Origin of the sequence: Lentzea alba, from assembly GCF_011067745.1 — a bacterium.
GTDB classification, from domain to species: domain Bacteria; phylum Actinomycetota; class Actinomycetes; order Mycobacteriales; family Pseudonocardiaceae; genus Lentzea; species Lentzea alba.
This window is the reverse complement of record NZ_JAAMPJ010000008.1, coordinates 220094-244676: the sequence shown is the minus strand read 5'-3', so window position 1 is coordinate 244676 and position 24583 is coordinate 220094. Positions and strand designations below refer to the sequence as shown.

The following is a 24583-nucleotide window of genomic DNA, read 5'->3' as shown; positions in this document are numbered from 1 at the left end:
GAACCACTGTCCTACCCTTGTGCGGTGAGGTTCCTGCGCCGCAACTCCGCCGACACCGAAGCCCCGGCCACCGAGGCCGCGGCCGACGACGCCACCGACTCCACCCGCACGGCGGGCAAGGGCCGGCCCACGCCCAAGCGGCGTGAGGCGCAGGGCAGGCGTACCGGGCCCGTTCCGCCGCCTCCCCGCACGCAGCGCGAGGCGTTCAAGCGCATGCGCGGCAACAAGGTGAGCAAGGAAGAGCGCCGTGCCGCGGCCACCGAGCGTCGGCAGCGCATGATGGCCGGTGAGGACAAGTACCTGCTGCCGCGCGACCGCGGTCCGGTGAAGGCGTACATCCGCGACCTCGTCGACTCGCGCCGCAACCTCATGGGCCTGTTCATGCCGCTCGCGATCCTGGTGTTCGTGGCGCTGCTGACGCCGTCGCTCGCCGTGCAGCGGTACGCGACGCTGGCGACGACGTTCATGCTGATCGCGATGGTCATCGAGGGCCTCGTCCTCGGCCGGCTCGTCACGAAGAAGGTGCGGGCGAAGTTCCCGGCGGAGCCGATCAAGGGCATCTCCATCGGCTGGTACTCGTTCATCCGCGCGAGCCAGCTGCGTCGCCTGCGCGTCCCGAAGCCGCGCGTGAAGCCGGGCGAAGCCATCAAGTAGTGCGCAGGAAACAGCGCAAGCTTCAGCTGCCGGAGAAGCTGCGGTGGAACCACAACGAGTGGTACCGCCGCTGGCTGCTCCGGCAGTTGCCGTCCCGGGTCGAGTCGGCGCTGGACGTCGGCTGCGGCCTCGGTGATCTGGCTCGATCGCTGAAAGCCGACCGGGTCACCGCCATCGACGCCAGCGCACGCATGATCGAACGGGCGAGCGCCACGAGCGACCGGATCACGTGGATCCACGGCAACGTGCTGACCCACGACCTCGGGCGCTACGACCTCGTCACCGCTGAGGCGAGCTTGCACCACTTGCCGTTGCGAGAGGGTCTCACCAGGCTCGCCGAGCTGACCAAGCCCGGCGGCACGCTGATCATCATCGGGCTCTACCTGACGGCGACGCCGGCGGACATGGCGATGGAGCTCGTGACGTTGCCCGCGAACGCCGTCGTCGGTCTCGCCAAAGCGATCAACGGCACCGGTGGCAAGCCGCACGACACCGAGATGCCGATGGTGATGACCGCGCCGACGTTGCCGGAGATCCGCGCGGCGGCAGCGGAGATCGTGCCCGGCGCGCGCATCCGCAGGCATCTGTTCTGGCGGTACTCGCTGGTCTGGCGCGCACCCGAAGTTCATTAGCAGCACGAACGATTTCGGTTTAAGCTCCGATGTATGAAGTTCCGTCGACTCGGCCGCAGCGGCCTGTCCATCAGCGAGATCTCGTACGGCAACTGGCTCACCCACGGCTCGCAGGTTGAGGAAGAGCAGGCGCACGCCTGTGTGAAGGCGGCCCTGGAATCGGGCATCACCACCTTCGACACAGCCGACGTCTACGCCAACACCGCCGCGGAGTCGGTGCTCGGCAGGGCACTCAAGGGCGAGCGGCGCGAGTCTCTGGAGATCCTGACCAAGGTCTACTGGCCGACCGGTCCCGGCGGTCCCAACGACCGCGGGCTGGGTCGCAAGCACGTCATGGAGTCGGCCAACGCTTCGCTGAAGCGCCTGCAGACCGACTACGTCGACCTCTACCAGGCCCACCGGTACGACTACAGCGTGCCGCTGGAAGAGACGATGCTGGCGTTCGCCGACCTCGTCCGCCAGGGCAAGGTGCTCTACGTCGGCGTCTCCGAGTGGACCGCCGAGCAGATCACCCGCGGTGCCGCGCTGGCCCGTGAGCTGCAGGTCCCGTTCGTGTCGCACCAGCCGCAGTACTCGATGCTGTGGCGCGTCATCGAGCCGCAGGTCATCCCGACGTGCGAGCGCGAGGGCCTCAGCCAGATCGTCTTCTCCCCCGTCGCGCAGGGCATCCTGACCGGCAAGTACCTGCCGGGTGCCGAGGTGCCGGAGGGCTCGCGCCTGGCCGACGCGCGCGGTTCGCAGATGATCTCGCGCTGGATCCGGGACGACGTGCTCAACGCCGTGCAGCAGCTCAAGCCGATCGCCGAGGAAGCCGGCATCACGATGGCTCAGCTCGCGGTGGCGTGGGTGCTCAAGAACCCGAACGTCGCGTCCGCGATCATCGGCGCGTCGCGTCCCGAGCAGGTCTTCGAGAACGTCAAGGCGATCGACGTCGAACTCGACGACGACGTGCTCAAGCAGATCGACAACGTCCTCGAGGGCGTCATCACGGACGACCCGAGGCTCACCGCCCAGGGCTAGTTCACTGGGCTAGTTCACTGGGCTGGTTCACTGGGCTAGTTCACTGGGCGGGGTGGAGGCTCATCGGGCCGTACACCTCGGATTCCGAGCGCAGCAGCGTGACCTGCTCGACCCCGGCGTCGAGCAGGTCACGCCACTCGGCGCTGAACCACTCCTCAGCCTCTGTCTGGTCGGCGAACGCCACATCCGGGCCCGCGACGTCGCGGCCTTGTGCATCCTGGTAGCGCCAGCGGAACTCCATGGACGAAGGCTAACTCTTGTCATCTAGGACTCTGGTGCTCGGCGGAGCGCGTTCAGGCAAGTCAGCGCACGCGGAAGGCCTGCTCACCGACCCGGCCGTGACTTACGTCGCAACCGCTCGCAGATACCCCGACGACCCGGACTGGGACGCGCGCATCGCGTTGCACGTCGCGCGGCGTCCGTCCACTTGGCACACGGTCGAGGCGTCCGCGCCGTCGGACCTGCCCGCGTTGCTCACCGCGACGCAGTACGAGGACCCGCCGATCCTGGTCGACGACCTGTCGACGTGGCTGGTCGGCGTGCTGGACGATGCCGACGCGTGGGAAGAAAACGGCGCGGGAGCGGTGGAGAGCAACGTCGACGAACTCGTGCGCTCGGTCGCCACGTGCCGGACGCGGCTGGTGCTCGTGACCGCTGAGGTCGGCCTCGGCGTCATTCCGTCGACGCGCTCAGGCAGACTCTTCCGCGATCACCTCGGTGCGCTCAACGCGCGCGTCGCCGAGGTGTGCGACGAGGTCACGCTGCTCGTCGCGGGCATCCCGTTGAAACTGCGCTAAGGAGCCACAGGTGAGCACCGAGTTCCCGCCCGTCGAACCGCCGGACGAGACCGTTCTGCTCGAGGCCGAGGCCCGGCACGCGGTGCTGACCAAGCCGGTCGGCTCGCTCGGACGGCTCGAGGAGCTGGGCAACTGGATCGCGGCGTGCCAGGGCGTCGTGCCGCCGAAGCCGTTCGTGCGGCCTCGCGTCGTCGTGTTCGCGGGTGATCACGGCGTCACCGCGCAGGGCGTCTCGGCGTACCCGAGCGAGGTGACCGGCCAGATGGTCGCGAACTTCCTCACCGGCGGCGCTGCGGTGAACGTGCTCGCCCAGGTCGCGGGCGCCACGGTGCGCGTGGTCGACATGGCCGTCGACGCGGACACCCCGGCCGCGGTCAGCGCGCACAAGGTGCGGCGCTCGTCCGGGTCGATCGACCGCGAGGACGCGCTGACCCGTGAGGAGTGCGAGCTCGCGATCGCGGCCGGCCGCGCCATCGCCGACGAGGAGGTCGACGCGGGCGCCGACGTGCTCGTCGCGGGCGACATGGGCATCGGCAACACGACGCCGGCCGCCGTGCTGATCGCGTCGCTGACCGGGTCGGAGCCGGTCGCGGTCGTCGGCCGCGGCACGGGCATCGACGACCAGGCGTGGATGCGCAAGACGGCGGCGATCCGCGACGCGCTGCGCCGGGCCCGCCTGGTGATCAGCGACCCGATCGCGTTGCTGGCCACGGCCGGTGGCGCGGACCTGGCGGCGATGGCCGGGTTCGTGGCGCAGGCCGCCGTGCGACGGACTCCGGTGGTGCTCGACGGCGTCGTCGTCGGTGCGGCCGCGGTCGTCGCCGAGGAGCTGGCGCCGGGTGCGCGCGAGTGGTGGGTGGCCGGGCACCAGTCGGCCGAGCCCGCGCACGCGATCGCGCTCGGGCACCTGAACCTGAAGCCGCTGCTGGAGTTCGAGATGCGGCTCGGCGAGGGTTCCGGTGCGGTGGCGGCGCTGCCGTTGCTGATCTCGGCGGTGAAGGTGCTCGCCGAGATGGCGACCTTCGACAGCGCCGGCGTCACGAACAAGGAATGAAGCTCGCGTTCTCCTGGCTGACCGTCTTGCCGCTGCGCGTCGACGACGTCGACCGCAAAGCGGCGGGACGGGCCATCGCATGGACGCCGGTCGTCGGCGTCGTGCTCGGCGCGTTCGTCGTCGGCGTGCTGAAGCTGCTGGCGATATCCAATATATCGGCGCTGGTGGCCGGGTTCCTGGTCGTCGGCGTCGTCGCGCTGTCCACGCGCGGCATGCACCTCGACGGACTCGCCGACGTCGCCGACGGGCTCGGTTGCTACGGGCCGCCGGAACGCGCGCTCAAGGTCATGAAGGACGGCGGCGCGGGGCCGTTCGGGGTCGTCTCGCTGATCGTCGTGCTGGGTGCGCAGGCCGCGGCACTTCCCAACGCTCACTGGGGTGTCGTGCTCCTCGCGTTCGCGACGAGCCGCGCGGCGTTCGGCATCTGCTGCATGCATGGCGTGCCCGCCGCACGGCCTGAGGGGCTGGGTGCGCTCGTTGCGGGCACACAACATCCGTTGATGGTCATCGGAACGTGGGTGGCGCTCGCCGCCGCAGCGGTTCCGCTCGGTTGGCGCGCGGTCGTCGCCGTCGTCATCGCGTTCGCACTGGTGTGGGGGCTCGTGAAGCACACCGGAAAGCGTTTCGGCGGCATCACCGGTGATGTGCTCGGTGCTGCCGCCGAAATCGCGCTTCTGGCCGTGCTGGTGATCGCCTAGCCGAAGAGCTTGGTCATCCAGCCGTGGGTGTCGGCGACGTGGCCGTGCTGGAGGCCGGTCAGGCGCTCGCGCAGCTTCATCGTCACCGCACCGGTGCCGCCGTCGGCGATGTCGAACTCGCCACCGGCGTGCTTGACGTGGCCGACCGGCGTGATGACCGCGGCCGTGCCACAGGCGAAGACCTCGGTGAGCTCACCGGAGGCGTTGGCCTTCTCCCACTCGTCGGTCGAGATGCGACGCTCCTCCACGGACAGTCCGAGGTCGGAGGCCAGCGCCAGCAACGAGTTGCGGGTGATGCCCGGCAGCAGCGTGCCGGTCAGCTCCGGGGTGACGACCTTGTCGCCGAAGACGAAGAACAGGTTCATCCCGCCCATCTCCTCGACCCAGCGGCGTTCCACCGCGTCGAGCCAGACGACCTGGTCGCAGCCCTTCTCGGCGGCCTGGGCCTGCGCCACGAGGGACGCGGCGTAGTTGCCGGCGAACTTGGCCGCGCCGGTGCCACCGGGGGCCGCGCGGACGTACTCGGTCGAGAGCCACACGCTCACCGGGCGGACGCCGCCCGCGAAGTAGGAGCCGGCGGGTGAGGCGATCAGCACGTACAGGTACTCGGACGCGGGTCGCACGCCGAGGCCCTTCTCCGTGGAGATCATGAACGGCCGCAGGTAGAGGGACTCCTCCTCGGCCGACGGCACCCAGCGGTCGTCGACCGCGAGGATCTGCCGGACGGACTCCAGGAAGAGCTCGTCGGGAAGTTCGGGCATCGCCATGCGGCGGGCCGAGGAGCGGAAGCGCTCGGCGTTGGCCTCAGGGCGGAAGGACGCGATCGAACCGTCGGGCTGCCGGTAGGCCTTGAGCCCTTCGAAGATCGCCTGGCCGTAGTGCAGCACCATTGCCGCGGGGTCCAGTGCGAGGGTGGAGTACGGGCCGACTTCAGCGTCGTGCCAGCCCTTCTCGCGGTTCCAGCGGATCGTCACCATGTGGTCGGTGAAGTGCTGCCCGAAGCCCGGCTTGGCAAGTACCTCCGCTACGCGCTCCGGGGTCGCCGGGTGCGGGTGGGGAGTCCGGGTGAAAGGCAACGCGCTCGTCATGTGAGCACGGTAACCCGCTGGTCGGGATACGGAAAATCGTCTTCCCAAAACTCGGACGTCCTACTAACTCGGACTCGCTAGAGTGCCCGCCCATGACCGAGGCGGAAAGATCTTCGAGGGGTGCGGACGTCCGCACCGTGCTGCAGGCCGCGCTGCTCGTTCTGGGCACCGGCATGACTTTGCTGGACGGCTGGGTTCTCGGCGGTGTCGGCGGTGTGGTGGGCGCCGTGTTCGCCGCCGCGATCTTCCTGGTCGTCTACTGGGCGCTCACCAAGGAAAGCGAGTCCACCAACGGCCGCATCATCGGGCTTGCGGTGTGCGTTGGCGTGACGCTGCTCGTTTTCCTCTCAGTAACGCTGTCAGGCTGATGATGCCGGTGCCGGCGCCCAGTCCCGCGAGCGAGATGAGCAGTGCGGGCACCGGCATGCTCATCGCGAGCAGCACCGAGAGCCCCAGTCCGAGACAAGCGGTGCGCATGGGCCACGTGCGGTCGTTCTGCAGCAGGACGCGCGCCGACGCGTTGCTGAAGGCGTAGTAGAACAACGTCCCGCACGCCGCCACGCCCAGTGCTGTCGCCATCGGCATGAGGACTACCGCGAGAGCGCTGGCGACGACTACGACGAGGGAAAGCGCACCGGGCTTGAGGCGCGTCGGCAGGTCGCCGTCCTCGGTGAGACCGGTCAGCGTGCGGTGTGCGGACGCGAGAACGAAGTGCAGTGCCGACACACCGGCCACCGCCGCGGCGATCTGCACGAGCGGCACCAACGCGGACGCGTCCGCGGCGACGAGCGCGTCTCGCAGCGGTGCGGGCGACAACGCGAGGCGCGCGCTGCCGAGCTGTCGCAGCACACCGGCGCCCACGGCCAGGTAGACCACGAAGGACAGTCCGATGAGGACTGGAATCGCGACCTTGAGCGCGGCCGGCGAGCGGTGCGGTTCACCGCGGTGCGGGGCGGTGATGCGTTCGAAACCCGCGAACGCCATGAACATCAGGCCCGCGACGCCGACGAGCTCGTTGACCGAACCGGTCTCTCCCGCCGACGGCACCGGTTCGATCGAGAAGCTCGACGCCACCACGAGAGCCAGCACGCCGAGTACGACCAGGGACACGAGAACACTGACGCCCGTGCTGAAGCGGAACCCGACCGCGCCGAGCACCGCCGTCGCGACGATGAGGGCGAGCGCGCCGATCACCGGCTGGTCCGGCACGACGTACGCGCCGAACATCGACGCCACTGCCGCCGCCATCGCCGCTCTGCCGAGCAGGTGGGCGCTCGCCGTCATCCGTGCGGGCCACAAACCGAGCTGTGCGCGCACATGTCCGTAACCGCCGCCGACGTCCGGATAGGCACGGGACTGGTCCGCGGTCGAGAAGGCCGAGCACAACGCGGCGAGCGCGGAAATGGCCAGCGCCGGGAGCACCCACCAGCCCGCAAGGCTTGCGGCTGGGGCGAATCCGGCGAAAACCCCCGCACCGAGCACCGCGGGAAGACCGAGCGCGACCGTGGCAACGATCTCGCGAGGCGTGTGGGTCACCGGTACACAGTCGCAGATGCGGCATCCGGCCGTAACCACCCGGTCGACTGATGCGGGAAACGGGCGAATCGCCACCGTGAGCAACTGTCAACGTCACGGATTGCGGCGAACGTGGCGGGCCTGGGCATTAGTGGGAGTGTCCGACCTTTAGCATGGGTCACGATTCCGAGCACCCCTACCACGTACAACCCTGGAGCAGCACGTGACAGCCCCGAAGCTGGCCCTCACCGAAGGTGACCTGAGCACCACCGCCGCTGACGCAGTCGTCGTGGGAACCCTGCAGGGTGCGGACGGTCTGGAGCTCGCGCCCGGCGCCGACGCTGTCAACGCCGCGTTCGACGGCGCGCTGCTCGAGGTGCTGGGCACCCTGCGCGCGTCGGGCAAGGCCGACGAGCTCGTGAAGGTCCCGACGTTCGGCAAGCTCGCCGCCCCGCTCGTGCTGGCTGTCGGGCTCGGCAAGTCGCCAGAAAATGGTGTCGGTGAGGAGCAGGTGCGGCGCGCGTCCGGTGTCGCCGCCCGCGCGCTGGCCGGCAAGAAGCGCGCGCTGAACACGCTGGCTTCGCTGCACGTGGCCGCCGCGGCCGAGGGCACGCTGCTGGGCGCCTACACGTTCACCGAGTACAAGTCGGACAAGGGGGAGGGCCCGGTCGCGAAGGTCGACCTGATCGCGGCCGGCTCCAAGGAGAACAAGGCCGCGCTGAAGGCCGCCGTCGCGATCGCCGAGGCCGTCGCCATCGCGCGTGACTTCATCAACACGCCGCCGAACGACCTCTATCCCGGCTCGTTCGCCGACCGCGCTTCGAAGCTGGCCACCGCCGCGGGTCTCGACGTCGAGGTGCTCGACGAGAAGGCGCTGAAGAAGCAGGGCTTCGGCGGCATCCTGGGCGTCGGCGGCGGTTCGACGCGCCAGCCGCGGCTCGTGCGCATCTCCTACAAGGGCGCCAAGGCCACGAAGAAGGTCGCGCTCGTCGGCAAGGGCATCACGTTCGACACCGGCGGCATCTCGATCAAGCCGGCCGCGGGCATGGACGAGATGACCTCGGACATGTCGGGCGCCGCCGCGATCGTCGCCACGATGGTGCTGGCCGCGAAGCTCAAGTACCCGCTGGAGATCATCGCGTCGATCCCGATGGCGGAGAACATGCCGTCCGGTGACGCCTACCGCCCCGGCGACGTGCTGACCATGTACGGCGGCAAGACGGTCGAGGTGCTCAACACCGACGCCGAGGGCCGCCTGATCCTGTCCGACGCCATCGTGCGCGCGTGCGAGGACGGCCCGGACTACCTGATCGAGACCGCGACCCTCACCGGCGCGCAGGTCGTGGCCCTGGGCAAGCGCACCGCGGGCGTCATGGGCTCCGACGAGTTCCGCGACCGCGTGGCCGCCATCGGCACCGCGGTCGGCGAGTCGGCCTGGCCGATGCCGCTGCCCGAGGAGCTGCGCGCGGACCTCGACTCGCGCCTGGCGGACCTCGCGAACGTCACCGGCCACCGCTGGGGCGGCATGCTCGCGGCGGGCCTGTTCCTGCGCGAGTTCGTGGCCGAGGGCGTCCAGTGGGCGCACATCGACATCGCGGGCCCGGCGTACCACACGGGTGGCGCGTACGGGTACACCGCGAAGGGCGGCACCGGCGTTCCGGTGCGGACCATCGCGGCCGTGCTGGCGGACATCGCGGCCAACGGCTGATCTCCCTTCTTCGACACGGGCGGAGTTCCTTCGGGGACTCCGCCCGTTCGCTGTGACCGTCCTCGTTGGACGAACCCTCCTGCACCGTCCAACGAGGACGATCCGCCTCCGGCCGACGCCTGCCCAGGCCTTTGCAACGAGTCTTTTGCGGACGAAGTCCAAAGAGTCATTGCTAAGGTGCAGGTCGCAGGGGTGGGCGAAACTGATATATCGGTGCCGCTGGAGTGGGCGAGGCGGTTTACTCGGCTGCGTGTCAGCTGTTCGCAACTTCTTGAAAGGCATGCGCAGGGGCTCGGTGGTGAGCGGGACCGTCGGGTCGATCCACCACTTCGGGGTGTTCGTCCACCTCGACGGCGAGCCCGATCCCGATGATCCGATCGGGTTCGTCCGGGTTCCCGAGATCACCTGGCGCCACTTCGACGAGGTGGAGGAGGTGCTCGCGACCGGTGATCGCGTGCGCGGCGTGGTGATCGACGTCGATGAGCGGCGCAGGCAGGTGTGCGTCTCGCTCAAGGCGCTGCAGCCGGATCCGCCTCCGGTTCGGGAGATGACCGAGAACGACGTGAGGTTGGAGGCGTTGCGGCGCAAGTTGCTCGACTGAGCGCTGACGGCGGGCGGCTGATCGGAGACACACCTCTCACCGGACTAGGCGACAGGGCTCCGTGAGAGAAGAATTTCCACATGGGGACGCATCGGTACGAAGTTGACGTCGTCTGGACCGGGAACACCGGGAGCGGGACTTCCGGGTACAAGGCTTATGAGCGGGCGCACGAGGTTCGGGCCGAGGGCAAGGAAATGATCCTCGGGTCGTCGGATCCGTCGTTCCGGGGTGATCGCTCCCGCTACAACCCCGAGGAGCTGCTCGTCGCGTCGCTGTCGCAGTGCCACATGCTCTGGTACCTGCACCTCGCGTCGGTCAACGGCGTCGTCGTCACCGACTACAGCGATCACGCGACCGGGACGATGGCCGAGCACCCGGACGGGTCCGGGCGGTTCACCGAGGTGATTCTCAATCCCGTGGTGACCATCGCCGATCCCACGACTCGGGAGACGGCTCAGGCGTTGCACGAGAAAGCTCACTCGATGTGCTTCATCGCGGCGAGCGTCAATTTTCCCGTGCGGCACGAACCGTCGGTGAAGGTTTAGAGATCGCCCGAGGCCTTTTTGCGCGCGGTGTAGTCGCGCATGCGCTTGGGGTAGCCGACGATGCCGGCGTCGTAGATCGGCATGCCGAGTTTGCGGGCGAACGAACGCGCGGCGTCCGGGGACGCGACTCGGCGGCGGGTCCACTCGCCGTCGTGAGCGACCAAAACCACAGTGGTTTCGGTCACCGTCGTCTTCGGCTCCACATAGGCCTCGACGCCCTGACGGCTCTTCGTCCACTGCTCGAGGTGGCTCGTGTCCTGGGTGGAGGCGGTCCTGAGCACTCCTGGACGCGGCTTCCTGCGAAAACGATCGAACAGCCCCATCGGGCACCTCCTGCGCTTCCCTCCACCATGGTGCCAGGTAGGGGTGTTATGAGTAGGTGAATGATCAGAGACGGGCATGGTGTCCCATGCCGGATCACCATGCTCCGGCAACTAGTGACAAGATGGCCGCGTACCTCGCGCGCACCCGCGCGTAGTAAGTAATCCCGAGGAGATCCGAAGTGACTTCGCCGGAACTGGAGTCGGCCACCAACGCCGATCTCGTCATCCTCGGCGGTGGTTCAGGTGGCTACGCCTGCGCGTTCCGCGCGGCTGAGCTCGGCCTGTCCGTCGTCCTGGTCGAGAAGGACAAGCTGGGTGGCACGTGCCTGCATCGCGGCTGCATCCCGACCAAGGCGCTGCTGCACGCGGCCGAGGTCGCGGACAACGCGCGTGAAGGCGACCAGTTCGGTGTGAAGAGCTCGCTCGAGGGCATCGACATCGCGGGCGTCAACTCGTACAAGGACGGCGTGATCTCGCGGCTCTACAAGGGCCTGCAGGGGCTCGCGAAGGCCAACAAGGTCACCCTGGTCGAGGGCGCGGGCACGTTCGTCGGCCCGAACACCGTCGTCGTGAACGGTCAGCGCTACGTCGGCAAGAACGTGGTCCTCGCGACCGGTTCGTACGCCCGCAGCCTGCCCGGGCTGGAGATCGGCGGCCGGGTCATCACCAGCGACCAGGCGCTCAACCTGGACTTCATCCCGGAGAAGGTCGTCGTCCTGGGCGGCGGCGTCATCGGCGTGGAGTTCGCCAGCGTGTGGCGGTCGTTCGGCGCGGACGTCACCATCGTCGAGGCCCTGCCCCGCCTGGTGCCGGCCGAGGACGAGTACGCGTCCAAGCAGCTCGAGCGCGCGTTCCGCAAGCGCGGCATCAAGTTCAAGACCGGCGTGAAGTTCACCGGCGCCACCCAGTCCGACTCCGGCGTGTCGATCACGCTGGAGAACGGCGACGTCCTCGACGCCGACCTGCTGCTCGTCGCGGTCGGCCGCGGCCCGAACAGCGCGGGCCACGGCTACGAGGAGGCCGGCGTCACGATCGACCGCGGGTTCGTCATCACCGACGAGCGCCTGCGCACGAACCTGCCGAACGTCTACGCCGTCGGCGACATCGTGCCGGGCCTGCAGCTCGCGCACCGCGGTTTCCAGCAGGGCATCTTCGTGGCCGAGGAGATCGCGGGCCAGAACCCGAAGGTGATCGACGAGGCGGGCATCCCGCGCGTCACCTACTGCAAGCCCGAGGTCGCCTCCGTCGGTCTCTCCGAGGCCGCGGCCAAGGAGAAGTACGGTTCCGCCGAGGTGTTCATCTACGACCTCGCGGGCAACGGCAAGAGCCAGATCCTCAAGACCGCCGGTGGCGTGAAGCTCATCAAGGCGCCCGACGGCCCCGTCGTCGGCGTGACCATGGTCGGCGAGCGCGTCGGCGAGCTGATCGGTGAGGCCCAGCTGATCTACAGCTGGGAGGCTTACCCGGAGGACGTGGCTCCGCTGATCCACGCCCACCCGACCCAGACTGAAGCCCTCGGCGAGGCCTTCCTCGCCCTGGCCGGCAAGCCGCTGCACGTGCACGGCTGACCGTTCCCCACACAAAGTCAGCCACACGAGAGCACGAGGAGTCAGCGAACAATGGCCTTCTCCGTCCAGATGCCCGCACTCGGTGAGAGTGTCACCGAGGGCACGGTCACCCGGTGGTTGAAGCAGGAAGGCGACCGGGTGGAGGTGGACGAGCCGTTGCTCGAGGTGTCCACCGACAAGGTCGACACCGAGATCCCGTCCCCGGCGGCCGGCGTCCTGCAGAAGATCGTCGCGCAGGAGGACGACACCGTCGAGGTCGGCGGCGAGCTCGCGGTCATCGGTGACGGTGACAGCGGTTCCGCCGCGCCGGCACCGGCTCCGGCCCAGGAGTCCGCGCCCCAGGAAACGTCACAGCCCGAGCCCGAGCAGACGCAGCCTTCCGCGCAGCCCGCCGAGGCCGCTCAGGAAGCTCCGGCTCCCGCCCAGTCGGGTGGTTCCGCCGAGGGCACCGACGTCACGATGCCGGCGCTCGGCGAGTCCGTCACCGAGGGCACCGTCACCCGCTGGCTCAAGCAGGTCGGCGACAGCGTCGAGGTCGACGAGCCGCTGCTCGAGGTCTCGACCGACAAGGTCGACACCGAGATCCCGTCGCCGGTCGCGGGCACGCTGCTCGAGATCACCGCCGGTGAGGACGAGACCGTCGAGGTCGGCGGCAAGCTCGCCGTCATCGGTTCGGGCAGCCCGGCTCCGGCCGCCGCTCCCGCCCCTGCCCCGGCGCCCGCTCCCCAGCAGGCTGCTCCGGCTCCCGCGCCCGCCCCAGCTCCTGCCCCGCAGGCCGCTCCGGCACCTGCCCCGGCCGCTCCGGCTCCGCAGGTCGCGCCCGCCGCGTCTTCTTCCGACGACGCCAACGGCACGCCGTACGTCACTCCGCTCGTGCGCAAGCTCGCGTCGGAGAACGGCATCGACCTGGGCTCGCTGAAGGGCACCGGCGTCGGTGGCCGCATCCGCAAGCAGGACGTGCTCGCCGCCGTCGAGGCCAAGAAGGCCCCGGCTCCGGCGCCCGCCGCCGCTCCGGCTGCCACCGCTCCGGCCGCTCGCACCGCTGCCCCGGCCGCGGTCGACAACTCGGGCAAGCGCGGCACCGTGCAGAAGCTCCCGCGCCTGCGCCAGATCGTCGCGCAGCGCACGCGTGAGTCGCTGCAGATGTCGGCCCAGCTCACCCAGGTGTTCGAGGTCGACGTGACCAAGATCGCCCGGCTGCGCAACCAGGCGAAGAAGGCGTTCGAGGCTCGTGAGGGCGCGAAGCTCACGTTCCTGCCGTTCTTCGCCAAGGCCGCCATCGAGGCCCTCAAGGCCCACCCGGTGCTCAACGCGTCAATCGACGAGGAGCGCAAGGAGGTCACCTACCACGGTGCCGAGCACCTCGGTCTGGCGATCGACACGGAGCGCGGCCTGCTCAACGCCGTGATCCACAACGCCGGTGACCTGAACCTGTCGGGCATCGCCCACAAGATCGGTGACCTGGCCGGGCGCGCCCGTTCGAACAAGCTCACCCCGGACGAGCTCACCGGCGGCACGTTCTCGCTGACCAACCTCGGCAGCAACGGCGCCCTCTTCGACACCCCGATCATCCAGCAGCCGCAGGTCGGCATCCTGGGCGTCGGCGTCGTCAAGAAGCGCGCGGTCGTCATGACCGACGAGGACGGCAACGACACCATCGCGATCCGCTCGATGATGTACCTCGCGCTCACCTACGACCACCGCCTGGTCGACGGTGCCGACGCGGGCCGTTTCCTCACGACGGTGAAGAACCGTCTCGAGGAGGGCGCGTTCGAGGCCGACCTCGGTCTCTGACAGCCGCTGAGCAGTACTGATATCCGATATATCGGATATCGGCGAAGAGTGTGATCTGAAGGCCACTCCGGTTTGCCGGGGTGGCCTTCAGCACATCCTGGGTCACGTAGGGGATCTGTGGCTGTGCATGCGGTGCTGGAGTGGGGAACGATCTACACATGCGAGTTGTCATCGCGGGATCGTCGGGCCTGATCGGAACGAGCCTGGTGGCGTCGATGCGCGCCGCCGGCCACGAGGTGCTGCGGCTGGTGCGCCGCAAAGCCGCCGCTCCTGACGAGCGCGGGTGGGACCCGTACGCCGGGCGCATCGACGAGGGCACGTTCGAGGGCGTCGACGCCGTCGTCAACCTGTGTGGTGCGGGCATCGGCGACAAGCGGTGGGACGACGCGCGCAAGCAGGTGCTGCACGACAGCCGGGTCGTGCCGGCCGAGGTGCTGTCGGCGGCGGTCGTCGAGCACGGCGTGCCGACGCTGGTGAACTCGTCGGGCGCCCACTTCTACGGCGACACCGGGTCACGGCTCGCGGACGAGGACGCACCCGGCGGCCACACGTTCATGTCGCGGCTGACCCAGGACTGGGAGGCGGCGACGTCGGTGGCGCAGGAAGGCGGCGTGCGGGTCGTGCTCATGCGCACCGCTGTCGTCATCTCGCCGTCGGGTGGGGTGTTCGGCCGGCTGAAGCCGGTGTTCCAGTTCTTCCTGGGCGGCAAGCTCGGGACCGGCGAGCAGTTCTTCCCGTGGGTGTCGCTGGACGACGTCGTGTCCGCGTACCGCTTCGTCGTGGAGAACGAGGAGATCAGCGGCCCTGTGAACGTCGCGGGTCCGACGCCGGTGACGAACGCCGAGTTCACCAAGGCAGTAGGCACAGCGCTGCACCGGCCGACGCCGTGGGTGGTGCCGGCGTTCGCGCTGAAGACGTTGCTCGGCGGTGAGATGGCCGAGGAGTTGCTGCTCAGCGGGCCGGGGCTGACACCGAAGGTGCTGGAGAGCCGCGGCTTCCACTTCATGCATCCGGCGTTGCCGTCGGCGTTGAACGCGGCGGTCGCATGACGCGTGTGGTGGCGGCTGTACTGGTGATCTCGTGGGTGTTGCTCGGAATGCCCGAGCTCACCGCGCTCGACGTGTGGGTGCACGACGCGCTTCCGCGTCCGGAGTGGCTGCGCGCGACGGCCGCCGTGGTGACCGTGGTGCTCGGGCCGACGCTCGGGTGGGCGTTCGCGGCTGTGTTGTTCGTGCTCGCGTGGCGGCGGCGCGACCTACGGCTGTGGAAGGCGTTGGCGTTGCACGGACTGTGTTGCGCGACGTTGCTGACGCGGTGGCTGTTCGACCGGGTACGCCCAATCGAGTACCACCTGCCGAGCTACCCGAGCGGGCACACGGTGGCGGTCGCCTCGGTCGGGTTCACGATGGTGGTGCTGCTCCGACGCGGTGTCCTGTGGGCTGTAGTTTTGTCGGCTGTGCTCGCCGTGCTCGTGGCCGGGTTCGCCAGGGTCGTGCTGGAGATGCACTGGGTCACCGACGTCATCGGCGCGGTGCTGGGTGTGACGGGTGTTGGACTCGTGGCAGCGCTCGCGCTGGGGTTGGTAACGTCGGGTCGTGAACTCGTGCCGGACCTCGTCAGACCCCGTCGTCATCCGTGAGCTGGGGCTCATCGACTACATGGCGGCGTGGGACCTCCAGAAGGAGCTCGCGGAGGAGCGCGCCGCCGGCACTGGTCCGGACACGCTGCTGTTGCTGGAGCACCCGCCGGTCTACACCTGCGGCCGGCGCACCCTCGACGAGGAACGCCCGCGCGGTGGCAGCACCCCGGTCATCGACGTCGACCGCGGCGGCAAGATCACCTGGCACGGACCGGGGCAGCTGGTCGGCTACCCGATCGTCAGGCTGGCCGAGCCGATGGACGTCGTGGAGTACGTGCGACGCATCGAGCAGGGCCTGATCGACGTCTGCGACCGGCTCGGCGTGCACACCGGCCGGATCGAGGGCCGCAGCGGCGTGTGGATTCCCGCCGACGACCGCGGTCCCGAGCGCAAGGTCGCCGCCATCGGCATCCGCGTGCAGCGCGGCGTGACCATGCACGGCTTCGAGATCAACTGCAACGCGAGCCTTGAGGCGTTCGGCGACATCATCCCGTGCGGCATCAAGGACGCGGGCGTCGCTTCGCTCTCGCACGAGCTGGGCCGGGACGTCACGGTGGCCGAGGTGCTGCCGCTGGCCCGTGACGCTGTGCTCGCGGCGCTCGACGGAACTCTCCCCCTGACGGACCGCACTTTGACCCGCAGTGGCCCCGTCGCGCCGGGGATCACCTTCGCTAGCATTCCGTAGCCCCGCGGCGGGGAGCTCGCGGGATCGCGGAGGAGGGTGCGTCGTGAGACTTTCTCGACGCCAGTTGTTCACGGCTGCCGGTGTCACGGCGCTCGCGTCATCAGGAACGTTCTCGGGTGCGGCGGCGGCGCCAAAGAAAGTCACCGCACCCGTGCGCACTTGGAGTGGCGAGATCAGCGTCGGCGACTGGGAGCAGTACTACCTCGGGCTCGACGGTGGAGCTCACCAAAAGGCGCTCAGCGCATTGGACATCGCCTATCGCGACGGCGTTCGCGCGGACGAGCCGTACCTGACGGTGCCGGTCGAGTCCGTGCGGCGGGCCGCGCTGGAGTTCGGCGACCACGCGGCCGCCGACGTGTTGCGCGACCGCTTCGACCTCGACTCGCCGTCCATGCTCGGGCGCGGGTTGCAGCTGGTGTTCGGGGAGGACGGGCTGGAAAAGCGCTTCCTCGACGATCCCGCGTTGCAGCTGCGATATATCGGATATCGGCGGCGCTTCGCGAAGTACGTCATGCCGATGCCGGCCGAGGTGCGCAAAGCGCTCGCCTGATATCCAATATCCAGCATCTGATATCCGATACCCGATATCCAGAATCCGATGTATTAGAGCTGGGGCGCGACGTCCGCGGCGATCTCGGTGATGTGGTCGAGGTCGGCCAGGTCCAGCGTCTGCAGGTACACGCGCTGGACACCGGTCGCCTCACGCCAGGTGCCGATGCGGTCGACGACCTCGGCAGCAGTGCCGGCTAGGCCGTTCTGCTTGAGCTCGTCGACCTCACGGCCGATCGCGGCCGCGCGGCGGGCGACGTCGGCGTCGGTGCGGCCGACGCAGGCGACGAGCGCGACCGAGCGGATGATCTCGCGAGGGTCGCGGCCGATCTCCTCGCAGGCGGCGTCGACCCGGGCGAACTGCTCGACGGCGGCGTCGACGCCGGCGAACGGCAGGTTGAACTCGGTGGCGTAGGACGCGGCCAGCGCCGGCGTCCGGCGAGCACCCATGCCACCGATCAGCACCGGGACGCGCTCTTGCGCCGGCTTGGGCAGTGCGGGCGAGTCGGTCAGCGTGTAGTGCTTGCCCTCGAACGAGAAGGTGCCGCCGAGCGGGGTCTCCCACAGGCCGGTGATGACCGCGAGCTGCTCCTCGTAGCGCTCGAAGCGCTCACCCAGCGACGGGAACGGGATGCCGTACGCGGTGTGCTCGCCCTCGTACCAGCCCGCGCCGATGCCGAACTCCACCCGGCCGCCGGACATCTGGTCGACCTGGGCGACGCTGATGGCGAGCGGGCCGGGGTAGCGGAACGTCGCCGCCGTCATCAGCGTGCCCAGGCGGATCGTGGTCGTGTCGCGGGCCAGGCCGGCGAAGGTGATCCACGGGTCCGTCGGGCCGGGCAGACCGTCGACCGGTCCCATCTTGAGGTAGTGGTCGGAGCGGAAGAAGGCGCCGTACCCGGCGTCCTCGGCCGTCCTGGCCACGCGGAGCAGGTCGTCGTAGCTCGCCCCCTGCTGGGGCTCGGTGAAGATGCGCAGTTCCACGACAAAGAACTTAGTCCTGCGAACGACATCCGGCGAGGGCACACCCCGGCGGCCAAGCTAGAGAAAGCGCGGTGCCGGGGCAGCGGCACCGTCCGAAGTGAACACGCCGCGTGCCACCAGATGCGGGTGCGCGGCCGCTTCCTCCAAGGTCAGCACCGGTGTCACGCAGGCGTCGGAAGCAGCGAACACCTCCGCCCACTCGTCGCGGGTGCGCGTGCGGAACACCTCGGCGAACGTCTTGCGCAGCAACGGCCACCCGTCACGGTCCAGCTGAGCCGGAAGATCGTCCGCGGACAACTCCAATCCGGACAACAACAACGCGTAGAACTGCGGTTCCAAAGACCCCACGGCGACCGAACGGCCGTCCGCACACTCGTAGATCGAGTAGAACGGGCATCCGCCGTCGAGCAGGTTGGCGTCCGGCGCGTCCTCCCACACCGACTGCGCCTTCATCGACCAGATCATCTGCGCCAGCGACGCCACCCCGTCGACGATCGCCGCGTCCACGACCTGACCGAGGCCGGTGCGCTGGCGTTCCCACAACGCCGCCAGCACGCCCAGCACGAGGTACAGGGACCCGCCGCCGAAGTCGCCGACCAGGTTCAGCGGCGGCTTGCCGATCGCGTGCAGCACCCCGGTCACCGACAGGTAGTTGATGTCGTGGCCGGCCCGATCAGCCAGCGGCCCGGACTGGCCCCAGCCGGTCATCCGCGCGTAGACCAGTCCGGGATTGACCGCGAGACAGTCGGAAGGCCCCAGCCCCAGCCGCTCCAGCACGCCGGGCCGGAAGCCCTCGATCACCACGTCGGCTGCGGCGATCAGCGACAGCACCGAGGCGCGGCCCTCCGCCGACTTCAGGTCCGCGGACACCGAACGCCTGCCGCGCAACAGGAAGTCGCGGGAGGCGTCCGGCACCACGGACAGCCCGCCGGACGGACGCTCGACGCGCACGACCTCCGCGCCGAGGTCCGCGAGCAGCATGGCACCGTGCGGACCGGGCCCGATGCCGCCGAACTCGACGACCTTCAGACCTTCCAGAGGAGCCATCAGGCTTCGAACGAGAGGCGCGGGGCGAAGATCGCGCCCGACGACTCGGCCAGACCGCGCATCGCCTTGGCGTGGTTGCCGAAGTCCGGGTGCGCCAGAGCGGCGCGCAGCGCGTCGGCGCTCTCCCACAACGCGATGTTGACGTACGAAGCCGGGTCGTCCAGCTGTCGCGACAGCGTGTACTTGATCAGGCCCGGCTGTTCCCGCAGGAACGCCGCCGTCTCGTCGAAGGCCTTCTCGAACTCCTCGGGGTCACCGGTGAGCGTGAAGCGGTTGACGAAGGTGATCATGCCAGGCACTCCCCTACAGGAAACGGTGTCAGCTGCACCAAAACCATGCACACCGCGTCTTGAGACGTGCTCAAGGAACGCCCGCCACTCTCGGTCCATGCGCATCATCGATCTGTCTTCCCACATTGACGCAGCCGCGTACGAAGCGGACCCGGTGACGCACGAGGTGCTCACGGCCGCCCAGGGTGCCGAACACATGGCCGAGCAGCTCAAGGCACGGCTGGGCATCGAGTTCGACGTGTCCGTGCTGCGGGACTCCGAGTTCCTGACGCTGGACCGGATCAGCCTGACCTCCCACACCGGCACGCACGTGGACGCCCCGAGTCACTACGGCTCGAAAACCACGTACGGCAACGGAATCCCGCGCCACATCGACGAGATGCCGTTGGAGTGGTTCCACAACCCCGGCGTGAAGCTCGACGTCCGCGGTCACGGCACCGGCGTCATCGGGCCCGAAGTCCTCGAAAAGGAGTTCGCCCGCATCGGTTACACGCCGAAGCCGATGGACGTCGTCATCCTCGACACCGGCGCCGCCGAGCACGCGGGCACCCAGACCTACTTCACCGACTACACCGGACTCGACGGCCCCGCCACGAACTTCCTGCTGGACCTGGGAGTCAAGGTGATCGGCACCGACGCGTTCAGCCTCGACGCGCCGTTCCCGGACATCGTCAAGCGCTACCTGACGACCAAGGACGAGAGCGTGCTGTGGCCCGCGCACTTCGCCGGCCGCGACCGCGAGTACTGCCAGATCGAACGGCTCGCGAACCTGGAGGCGTTGCCGGACTTCGGGTTCACCGTCGTCGCGTTCCCGGTCAAGATCAAGGGCGCCGGCGCGGGCTGGACCAGGGCCGTCGCGCTTCTCGACGACTAGCTCTCAAGTGAGAGCTGAATCACCGTACTTACCTTGAAAAGCATGGAAAACAACGAAACACCACCCGAGAACGAAGACCACATCGTCCGCGGCATCGACTAGATGCCCGCCAAAGGGCCGCCCTCCAGCCGAGGGCGGCCCTTTTATACGTTCTAGACCAACCGAGCGCGAGCAGCCTCAACGGAATCCGTGGCGTCCAGCAACGGCAACACCTGAGAAGCCCCGTGCCGCACCGCCTTCGTGCGACGCGCGAAGGACGTCAAGGTCTGACCGGGGCCGGCCTCGACCAGCAGCACGTCGTACATCGCCAGCAGGTCGTTCAACGCCGGTCCGAAGTAGACGGCGTCGGTCAGCTGACGAGTCCAGAACCGCGCGGACAGCGCGTCCTCCGGAGTCATCAACGTGCCCGTGTACCCCGAGTACACCGGCATCCGCGGAGCGCGCGGCGAGACGTTCCACGCCGCCAGCGCCGAATCCACGGCGGGCTGCATCGCCGGGCTGTGGAACGGCGTGGTGGCCGGCACGGTCACCACGATGAACTCGTCCGCCTCCAACCGCGCCCGGACCTGAGCCAACGGCTCGTCCGACCCCGCCAGCATCGTCTGCCGCGCGGAGTTCACCGCCGCGATCGCCACGTCGCCAGCCAGATAGGGCAGCAGCTCGGCCTCGGAAGCCGCCACCGCCAGCATCCCGCCGGACGGGATCGACACGGCCGACACGACCCGGTCCCGCACCAGCGACACCGCTTCCTCCAACGAGAAAACGCCCGCCAGCGTCGCCGCGACGACCTCACCCGCGGAGTGCCCGATCAACGCGACGGGCTTCACTCCCCACGACAAAACCATGCGCCCCAACGCGTAGTCGACCGCGAACAGCAACGGCTGCGCGCGGGACACGTGATCGACATCAGCCCCGGACAGCCAGTCCTCACAAGCGACCGAACCGACTTCACCGAACAGCTCGAACACCTCGTCGATCACCGAGGTGAACACGGCGTCCGTGCCGTACAGCGACGCCGCCATCCGCGGGTACTGCGAGCCCTGGCCCGGAAACATCAGTGCTACGTCCACAACACGCCTCCAGAAACGGCTCAAGGCCGTGAAGGGAACACCTTCACGGCCTTGAGGCATGACATCACCTGTACTCGCGAACCACCATCGCGGAGTTGAACCCGCCCTTGCCGCGCCCGAGCACCAGAGCGGCCTTGACCTTGCCGTGCCGCGCCTCGTTCATCACGAGGTCGATCTCGTACTCCGGCACCGGGTTCTCGACGTTGACGGTCGGCGGGATCGCGCTCCAGTAGATGGAGAGGATCGCCGACGCCACGTCCAGGGACCCGCCACCGGCGAACAGCCGTCCGGTCATGGTCTTCGGGGCCGTCACCGGCACGCCGAACGGCCCGAAGATGCCCTTGATCGCCTCGGCCTCTGCCTTGTCGAGCTCGGGAATGCCCGCCGCGTCGGCGAACACCACGTCGATCTCCGAGGCGTCCATGCCGGCGTCGCGCAACGCCAGTTCGGCCGCACGCTTCAGCCCCGGCTCCCGCGAGGGCATCCGCGAGTCGAACGTCGAGGCGTACCCGACGATCTCGCCGTAGATCCGGGTGCCCGGACGTTCGGCCGCCGACTCCGGCGTCTCCAGCACCATGATCGCGCCGCCCTCGCCCGCCACGTACCCGGACGCGTCGCGGTCGAACGGCAGGTACGCACGGCGAGGGTTGTTGTTGCGGGACAGGCAACCCGACGCCTGGTGCGCCACCCACGCCCACGGGCACAGCGAGGAGTCCATGCCACCCGTCAGCGCCAGCTGCACGCCCTTGCGCAGCTGACGACGGGCGTGCCCGATGGAGTCGATGCCACCGGCCTGCTCGGACACCACCACCGCGCCAGGACCGCGTGTGCCGTGACGGATGGAGATCTGGCCCGTGTTGACCGCGTAGAACCACGCGAACGACTGGTACGCCGAGACGTACTCAGGGCCCTGGTGCCACAGCTTCTGCAGCTCCCGCTGACCGAACTCGTACCCGCCCGCCGTCGCCGCGGTGATCACCGCGATGTCGGTGTCCGGGATGTCGTTGGGCTGCACACCCGCGCCGCGCAACGCCCAGTCCGTGCCCACCAGGGTCAACCGCGTCATGTGGTCCGTCTGCGGCAGCAGCCGGCCCTGCAGGTGCCGGCCTGCCTCGAAGCCCGGCACCTCACCGGCGATCTTCGCCCAGTAGTTGGCACTGTCGAACCGGGTGATCGGCTTGATCGCCGCCTCCCCGTGCAGGGTCGCCCGCCAGTACGCGGTCGGCCCCAGCCCGTTCGGCGACGCGATGCCGATTCCCGTCACCACCGCCCGAGTCACCGGCCTGCCCCTTCCACCTTCTTGAGCACCATCGCGCTCTGGAATCCACCGAAACCACTGCCCACGGTCAGGACCGTGTCGACCTTCTTCTCCCGCGCGACCAGCGGCGTGTAGTCGAGGTCGCACTCGGGGTCCGGCTCGTGCAGGTTCGCCGTCGGCGGGATGAGGTCCTCCTCGAACGCCAGCAGCGAGCCGACGATCTCCAGCGAACCGATCGCGCCGAGCGAGTGCCCGATCATCGACTTGAAGCCCGACACCGGCGTCTTGTACGCGTGCGCGCCCAACGAACGCTTGAACGCCGCCGTCTCGTGCAGGTCGTTCTGCTTGGTGCCCGACCCGTGCGCGTTGATGTAACCGACGTCCGTGGCGTCCGCCCGCGCCTGCTTCAGCGCGATGTTGATGGCGTCGGACATCTCGATGCCCTCTGGGTGCAGGCCCGTCATGTGGTAGGCGTTGCACCGCGAGGCGAAGCCGGCGACTTCACCGTAGATGTGCGCACCGCGAGCACGGGCGTGCTCCAGCTCCTCGAGCACGATGATCGCGCAACCCTCGCCCAGCACCAGGCCGTCGCGGGTCTTGTCGAACGGCCGGCACGCGGTGGTGGGGTCGTCGTTGCGGGTGCTGGACGCGCGGATGACGTCGAAGCACACCACGGTGATCGGGGAGAGCGGGGCCTCGGTGCCGCCGGTCACGACGACGTCCGCGGAGCCCTCCATGATCAGCTCGGCGGCGTAACCCACCGAGTCCAACCCCGAGGTGCAGCCGGTCGAGACCACCGAGACCGGACCTTCGGCGCCCACGGTCCACGCCAGCTCCGTCGCCATCGAGGACGGCGTGAAGTAGTCGTAGAGGTGCGGGACGGCGTAGGACTGATCGACCTCCCAGTACTTGCCCCGGTCGGAACCGACGATGAACTCGCGTTCCAACGAGGTCGTGCACCCGACCGCGGTGCCGAGCGAGACACCGATGCGGCCCGGGTCGAGCTGGTCGAACTCGATGCCGGAGTCGGACATCGCCTCCCGGCCCGCGACGACCGCGAACTGCGCGGCCCGGTCGAGCCTGCGGATCTCCTGCGGCGTAAGGCCTTCGCGGACTGGGTCGAAGTCCGCTTCACCCGCCATGCGCGAGCGGTACGGAGACGCGTCGAAGTGCGTGATGATGCGAGTCGCCGTACGCCCTTCGGACAGCAGTTTCCAATACGCCTTCGTTCCGATGCCACCAGGTGCGACCACGCCCACCCCGGTGATGACGGCGCGACGACTCATCGGACACCTCCAATCGCCTTCTGTGCGGACACGGTCTGCTCCAATCTCGGACAGGGCACGGGAGCGATACCTGTTTCTGCCGAATGAACCGATGGTGAGACGGCCCGATCGAGGCCACCTCGAACGACGGCGTAGGACCCCTGGACGAGCCCAGCCCCCGCATCGGCCGCGAACAGCTGCTTCGCCGCCGATCCGCCGCCGTCGGGACAACCGAAACCAAGGGGCACACCGGTTTCCGCGACCGTCTCGACGATCTCGCCGATCTGGTCGGGCCACAACGCACCCGCGGTGTCGTGCAGCAACACGGTTTCCGCCCCTGCCTCCGCGGCTGTCAGCACGACCTCCAAAGCGTGTTCGGGGTCGATCAGCCAGCCGTCGAAGAAGTCCCGCGCCTCGACGATCACTCGTCGTTCGGCGCGCACGAGTTGACGTACGGCTTCGCGGAGGACCGAGAAGCCGTGCTCCTGAACAACCATCGTCACCACGGGGGTTTCCGCGGCGAGCAACGCGGTGAGGTCCCGCGCACCGCCGGAAGCGACGAGGGTGGCGGCCCGCAGCCGGAGCTCGATCGCGGCCCTCGCGTAGAACCACCGGCCGGGCCGGCCTCCGTCGACGAACGCGACGCCGAGCGCGTCGAGACGCCGCGCCGCGACCAGCCTGTCGGTGATGGACAGACCGGTGCGACGCAGCGAGATGTCGTAGAGCCTCATCTAGAACCCCGACAGCAGTACGCGGGAGGCCTCGATCTCGTAAGCACAGGGCGCCACCTCGGAGGGACATCCCTTGCGCTGGTGCTCGACCGCCGCCTTCTCCAGGTACATCGACACCACGTACAGACCGTTGCGACTCGCGGCACGGGCCGCGGCGGTCAACAGGTCCACGCCGACCAACCCCATCGCCCACT

The 24583-nt window shown here is 68.9% G+C and carries 29 protein-coding genes; 17 read left to right on the top strand and 12 right to left on the bottom strand.

From position 1 onward, the window contains the following. The first annotated feature begins 24 nt into the window (after positions 1-24). From G7043_RS28460 to G7043_RS28450, 3 genes are read left to right on the top strand one after another with little or no spacing between them, the layout of a single operon-like run. A complete protein-coding gene (locus G7043_RS28460; RefSeq protein ID WP_166050692.1) occupies positions 25-654 on the top strand; it encodes a DUF3043 domain-containing protein in 630 nt (209 codons plus the stop codon). Then, positions 654-1286, top strand: coding sequence for a class I SAM-dependent methyltransferase (locus G7043_RS28455; RefSeq protein ID WP_166050690.1), 633 nt, complete (start codon positions 654-656; stop codon positions 1284-1286). The genes G7043_RS28460 and G7043_RS28455 overlap by 1 nt, the downstream gene beginning before the upstream one ends. Before the next feature lie 33 nt (positions 1287-1319). Beyond that, entirely contained in the window at positions 1320-2306 is a 987-nt protein-coding gene (locus G7043_RS28450; RefSeq protein ID WP_166050688.1) for an aldo/keto reductase family protein, read from the top strand. 40 nt (positions 2307-2346) lie between these two features. Here G7043_RS28450 and G7043_RS28445 read toward each other — a convergent pair whose 3' ends face one another. Further along, entirely contained in the window at positions 2347-2547 is a 201-nt protein-coding gene (locus G7043_RS28445) for a hypothetical protein (RefSeq protein ID WP_109640573.1), read from the bottom strand. A gap of 16 nt (positions 2548-2563) precedes the next feature. On the opposite strand from G7043_RS28445, the gene cobU reads away from it, so the two are divergent. From cobU to G7043_RS28430, 3 genes are read left to right on the top strand one after another with little or no spacing between them, the layout of a single operon-like run. Next, positions 2564-3103, top strand: a complete 540-nt coding sequence (gene cobU, locus G7043_RS28440; protein WP_166050686.1) for a bifunctional adenosylcobinamide kinase/adenosylcobinamide-phosphate guanylyltransferase — start codon at positions 2564-2566, stop codon at positions 3101-3103. Between the two features lie 10 nt (positions 3104-3113). Then, on the top strand, positions 3114-4157 hold the full coding sequence (gene cobT / locus G7043_RS28435) for a nicotinate-nucleotide--dimethylbenzimidazole phosphoribosyltransferase (protein WP_166050684.1): 1044 nt from the start codon (positions 3114-3116) through the stop codon (positions 4155-4157). Beyond that, entirely contained in the window at positions 4154-4855 is a 702-nt protein-coding gene (locus G7043_RS28430; RefSeq protein WP_166050682.1) for an adenosylcobinamide-GDP ribazoletransferase, read from the top strand. The genes cobT and G7043_RS28430 overlap by 4 nt, the downstream gene beginning before the upstream one ends. On the opposite strand, the gene G7043_RS28425 is transcribed toward G7043_RS28430, so the two are convergent. Beyond that, positions 4852-5943 (bottom strand): branched-chain amino acid aminotransferase, encoded by a 1092-nt coding sequence (locus G7043_RS28425; protein WP_166050680.1) that lies wholly within the window; start codon positions 5941-5943, stop codon positions 4852-4854. The two genes, G7043_RS28430 and G7043_RS28425, sit on opposite strands and share 4 nt — an antisense overlap. Positions 5944-6035: 92 nt before the next feature. Here G7043_RS28425 and G7043_RS28420 point away from each other — a divergent pair, with 92 nt between their 5' ends. Next, positions 6036-6311: a hypothetical protein gene (locus G7043_RS28420; RefSeq protein WP_166050678.1), complete on the top strand. Its 276-nt coding sequence runs from the start codon at positions 6036-6038 to the stop codon at positions 6309-6311. On the opposite strand, the gene G7043_RS28415 is transcribed toward G7043_RS28420, so the two are convergent. Then, positions 6244-7479 carry an APC family permease gene (locus G7043_RS28415; protein ID WP_166050677.1) on the bottom strand — a complete coding sequence of 412 codons (1236 nt, stop codon included), beginning with the start codon at positions 7477-7479 and terminating at the stop codon, positions 6244-6246. The two genes, G7043_RS28420 and G7043_RS28415, sit on opposite strands and share 68 nt — an antisense overlap. 202 nt (positions 7480-7681) lie before the next feature. Here G7043_RS28415 and G7043_RS28410 point away from each other — a divergent pair, with 202 nt between their 5' ends. The 3 genes from G7043_RS28410 (at position 7682) to G7043_RS28400 (ending at position 10312) form a co-directional block, all read left to right on the top strand. Next, positions 7682-9166 carry a leucyl aminopeptidase gene (locus tag G7043_RS28410; RefSeq protein WP_166050675.1) on the top strand — a complete coding sequence of 495 codons (1485 nt, stop codon included), beginning with the start codon at positions 7682-7684 and terminating at the stop codon, positions 9164-9166. Positions 9167-9416: 250 nt separating this feature from the next. After that, on the top strand, positions 9417-9767 hold the full coding sequence (locus G7043_RS28405) for a S1 RNA-binding domain-containing protein (RefSeq protein ID WP_166050673.1): 351 nt from the start codon (positions 9417-9419) through the stop codon (positions 9765-9767). Positions 9768-9847: 80 nt separating this feature from the next. Further along, positions 9848-10312 (top strand): OsmC family protein, encoded by a 465-nt coding sequence (locus G7043_RS28400; protein ID WP_166050671.1) that lies wholly within the window; start codon positions 9848-9850, stop codon positions 10310-10312. On the opposite strand, the gene G7043_RS28395 is transcribed toward G7043_RS28400, so the two are convergent. After that, complete coding sequence (locus G7043_RS28395; RefSeq protein WP_166050669.1) at positions 10309-10635, bottom strand: oxidoreductase; 327 nt, start codon at positions 10633-10635, stop codon at positions 10309-10311. The genes G7043_RS28400 and G7043_RS28395 overlap by 4 nt on opposite strands. Before the next feature lie 179 nt (positions 10636-10814). Between G7043_RS28395 and lpdA the strand changes: the two genes are divergently transcribed. The 6 genes from lpdA to G7043_RS28365 all read left to right on the top strand — a co-directional run bounded on the left by lpdA (position 10815) and on the right by G7043_RS28365 (position 16871). After that, positions 10815-12203: a dihydrolipoyl dehydrogenase gene (gene lpdA, locus G7043_RS28390; protein ID WP_313888109.1), complete on the top strand. Its 1389-nt coding sequence runs from the start codon at positions 10815-10817 to the stop codon at positions 12201-12203. Between the two features lie 51 nt (positions 12204-12254). Continuing rightward, complete coding sequence (sucB, locus tag G7043_RS28385) at positions 12255-13997, top strand: 2-oxoglutarate dehydrogenase, E2 component, dihydrolipoamide succinyltransferase (RefSeq protein ID WP_166050667.1); 1743 nt, start codon at positions 12255-12257, stop codon at positions 13995-13997. 158 nt (positions 13998-14155) lie between these two features. Then, positions 14156-15046 carry a TIGR01777 family oxidoreductase gene (locus G7043_RS28380; protein ID WP_166050665.1) on the top strand — a complete coding sequence of 297 codons (891 nt, stop codon included), beginning with the start codon at positions 14156-14158 and terminating at the stop codon, positions 15044-15046. Further along, positions 15043-15636 carry a phosphatase PAP2 family protein gene (locus G7043_RS28375; protein WP_166050663.1) on the top strand — a complete coding sequence of 198 codons (594 nt, stop codon included), beginning with the start codon at positions 15043-15045 and terminating at the stop codon, positions 15634-15636. Before G7043_RS28380 ends, G7043_RS28375 begins: the two co-directional genes overlap by 4 nt. Continuing rightward, entirely contained in the window at positions 15593-16321 is a 729-nt protein-coding gene (lipB, locus tag G7043_RS28370; RefSeq protein ID WP_166050661.1) for a lipoyl(octanoyl) transferase LipB, read from the top strand. The genes G7043_RS28375 and lipB overlap by 44 nt, the downstream gene beginning before the upstream one ends. 151 nt (positions 16322-16472) lie before the next feature. Beyond that, positions 16473-16871, top strand: a complete 399-nt coding sequence (locus tag G7043_RS28365) for a hypothetical protein (RefSeq protein WP_166050659.1) — start codon at positions 16473-16475, stop codon at positions 16869-16871. Between the two features lie 53 nt (positions 16872-16924). Here the strand turns inward: G7043_RS28365 and G7043_RS28360 are convergent, their stop codons facing one another. The 3 genes from G7043_RS28360 to G7043_RS28350 are packed head-to-tail and all read right to left on the bottom strand — an operon-like array spanning position 16925 to position 19191. Next, positions 16925-17854, bottom strand: coding sequence for an LLM class F420-dependent oxidoreductase (locus tag G7043_RS28360; protein ID WP_166050656.1), 930 nt, complete (start codon positions 17852-17854; stop codon positions 16925-16927). A 57-nt stretch (positions 17855-17911) separates the two neighbouring features. Further along, the gene (locus G7043_RS28355; RefSeq protein WP_449279974.1) at positions 17912-18901 is read right to left on the bottom strand and encodes a CaiB/BaiF CoA transferase family protein; all 990 of its coding nucleotides are present in this window, start codon (positions 18899-18901) and stop codon (positions 17912-17914) included. Further along, on the bottom strand, positions 18901-19191 hold the full coding sequence (locus tag G7043_RS28350; RefSeq protein ID WP_166050654.1) for an antibiotic biosynthesis monooxygenase family protein: 291 nt from the start codon (positions 19189-19191) through the stop codon (positions 18901-18903). The genes G7043_RS28355 and G7043_RS28350 overlap by 1 nt, the downstream gene beginning before the upstream one ends. A gap of 97 nt (positions 19192-19288) precedes the next feature. On the opposite strand from G7043_RS28350, the gene G7043_RS28345 reads away from it, so the two are divergent. Then, positions 19289-20065 carry a cyclase family protein gene (locus G7043_RS28345; protein WP_166050653.1) on the top strand — a complete coding sequence of 259 codons (777 nt, stop codon included), beginning with the start codon at positions 19289-19291 and terminating at the stop codon, positions 20063-20065. 152 nt (positions 20066-20217) lie between these two features. Here G7043_RS28345 and G7043_RS28340 read toward each other — a convergent pair whose 3' ends face one another. The 5 genes from G7043_RS28340 to G7043_RS28320 all read right to left on the bottom strand — a co-directional run bounded on the left by G7043_RS28340 (position 20218) and on the right by G7043_RS28320 (position 24575). Next, positions 20218-21135: an acyltransferase domain-containing protein gene (locus tag G7043_RS28340; RefSeq protein ID WP_166050651.1), complete on the bottom strand. Its 918-nt coding sequence runs from the start codon at positions 21133-21135 to the stop codon at positions 20218-20220. A gap of 64 nt (positions 21136-21199) precedes the next feature. After that, entirely contained in the window at positions 21200-22414 is a 1215-nt protein-coding gene (locus G7043_RS28335; protein ID WP_166050649.1) for a ketosynthase chain-length factor, read from the bottom strand. After that, on the bottom strand, positions 22411-23679 hold the full coding sequence (locus G7043_RS28330) for a beta-ketoacyl-[acyl-carrier-protein] synthase family protein (RefSeq protein ID WP_166050646.1): 1269 nt from the start codon (positions 23677-23679) through the stop codon (positions 22411-22413). The genes G7043_RS28335 and G7043_RS28330 overlap by 4 nt, the downstream gene beginning before the upstream one ends. Further along, a complete protein-coding gene (locus G7043_RS28325; protein WP_166050644.1) occupies positions 23676-24389 on the bottom strand; it encodes a hypothetical protein in 714 nt (237 codons plus the stop codon). The genes G7043_RS28330 and G7043_RS28325 overlap by 4 nt, the downstream gene beginning before the upstream one ends. Then, on the bottom strand, positions 24390-24575 hold the full coding sequence (locus tag G7043_RS28320; protein WP_086665220.1) for a hypothetical protein: 186 nt from the start codon (positions 24573-24575) through the stop codon (positions 24390-24392). Positions 24576-24583: the final 8 nt, after the last annotated feature.

Bases quoted from the DNA above. Each gene is read 5' to 3' on its own strand.
- G7043_RS28450 (WP_166050688.1), top strand. From the start codon at position 1,320: ATGAAGTTCCGTCGACTCGGCCGCAGCGGCCTGTCCATCAGCGAGATC.
- G7043_RS28445 (WP_109640573.1), bottom strand. From the start codon at position 2,547: ATGGAGTTCCGCTGGCGCTACCAGGATGCACAAGGCCGCGACGTCGCG.
- G7043_RS28430 (WP_166050682.1), top strand. From the start codon at position 4,154: ATGAAGCTCGCGTTCTCCTGGCTGACCGTCTTGCCGCTGCGCGTCGAC.
- G7043_RS28425 (WP_166050680.1), bottom strand. From the start codon at position 5,943: ATGACGAGCGCGTTGCCTTTCACCCGGACTCCCCACCCGCACCCGGCG.
- G7043_RS28420 (WP_166050678.1), top strand. From the start codon at position 6,036: ATGACCGAGGCGGAAAGATCTTCGAGGGGTGCGGACGTCCGCACCGTG.
- G7043_RS28400 (WP_166050671.1), top strand. From the start codon at position 9,848: ATGGGGACGCATCGGTACGAAGTTGACGTCGTCTGGACCGGGAACACC.
- G7043_RS28395 (WP_166050669.1), bottom strand. From the start codon at position 10,635: ATGGGGCTGTTCGATCGTTTTCGCAGGAAGCCGCGTCCAGGAGTGCTC.
- sucB (WP_166050667.1), top strand. From the start codon at position 12,255: ATGGCCTTCTCCGTCCAGATGCCCGCACTCGGTGAGAGTGTCACCGAG.
- G7043_RS28380 (WP_166050665.1), top strand. From the start codon at position 14,156: ATGCGAGTTGTCATCGCGGGATCGTCGGGCCTGATCGGAACGAGCCTG.
- G7043_RS28375 (WP_166050663.1), top strand. From the start codon at position 15,043: ATGACGCGTGTGGTGGCGGCTGTACTGGTGATCTCGTGGGTGTTGCTC.
- G7043_RS28355 (WP_449279974.1), bottom strand. From the start codon at position 18,901: ATGGCTCCTCTGGAAGGTCTGAAGGTCGTCGAGTTCGGCGGCATCGGG.
- G7043_RS28350 (WP_166050654.1), bottom strand. From the start codon at position 19,191: ATGATCACCTTCGTCAACCGCTTCACGCTCACCGGTGACCCCGAGGAG.
- G7043_RS28345 (WP_166050653.1), top strand. From the start codon at position 19,289: ATGCGCATCATCGATCTGTCTTCCCACATTGACGCAGCCGCGTACGAA.
- G7043_RS28330 (WP_166050646.1), bottom strand. From the start codon at position 23,679: ATGAGTCGTCGCGCCGTCATCACCGGGGTGGGCGTGGTCGCACCTGGT.
- G7043_RS28325 (WP_166050644.1), bottom strand. From the start codon at position 24,389: ATGAGGCTCTACGACATCTCGCTGCGTCGCACCGGTCTGTCCATCACC.
- G7043_RS28320 (WP_086665220.1), bottom strand. From the start codon at position 24,575: ATGGGGTTGGTCGGCGTGGACCTGTTGACCGCCGCGGCCCGTGCCGCG.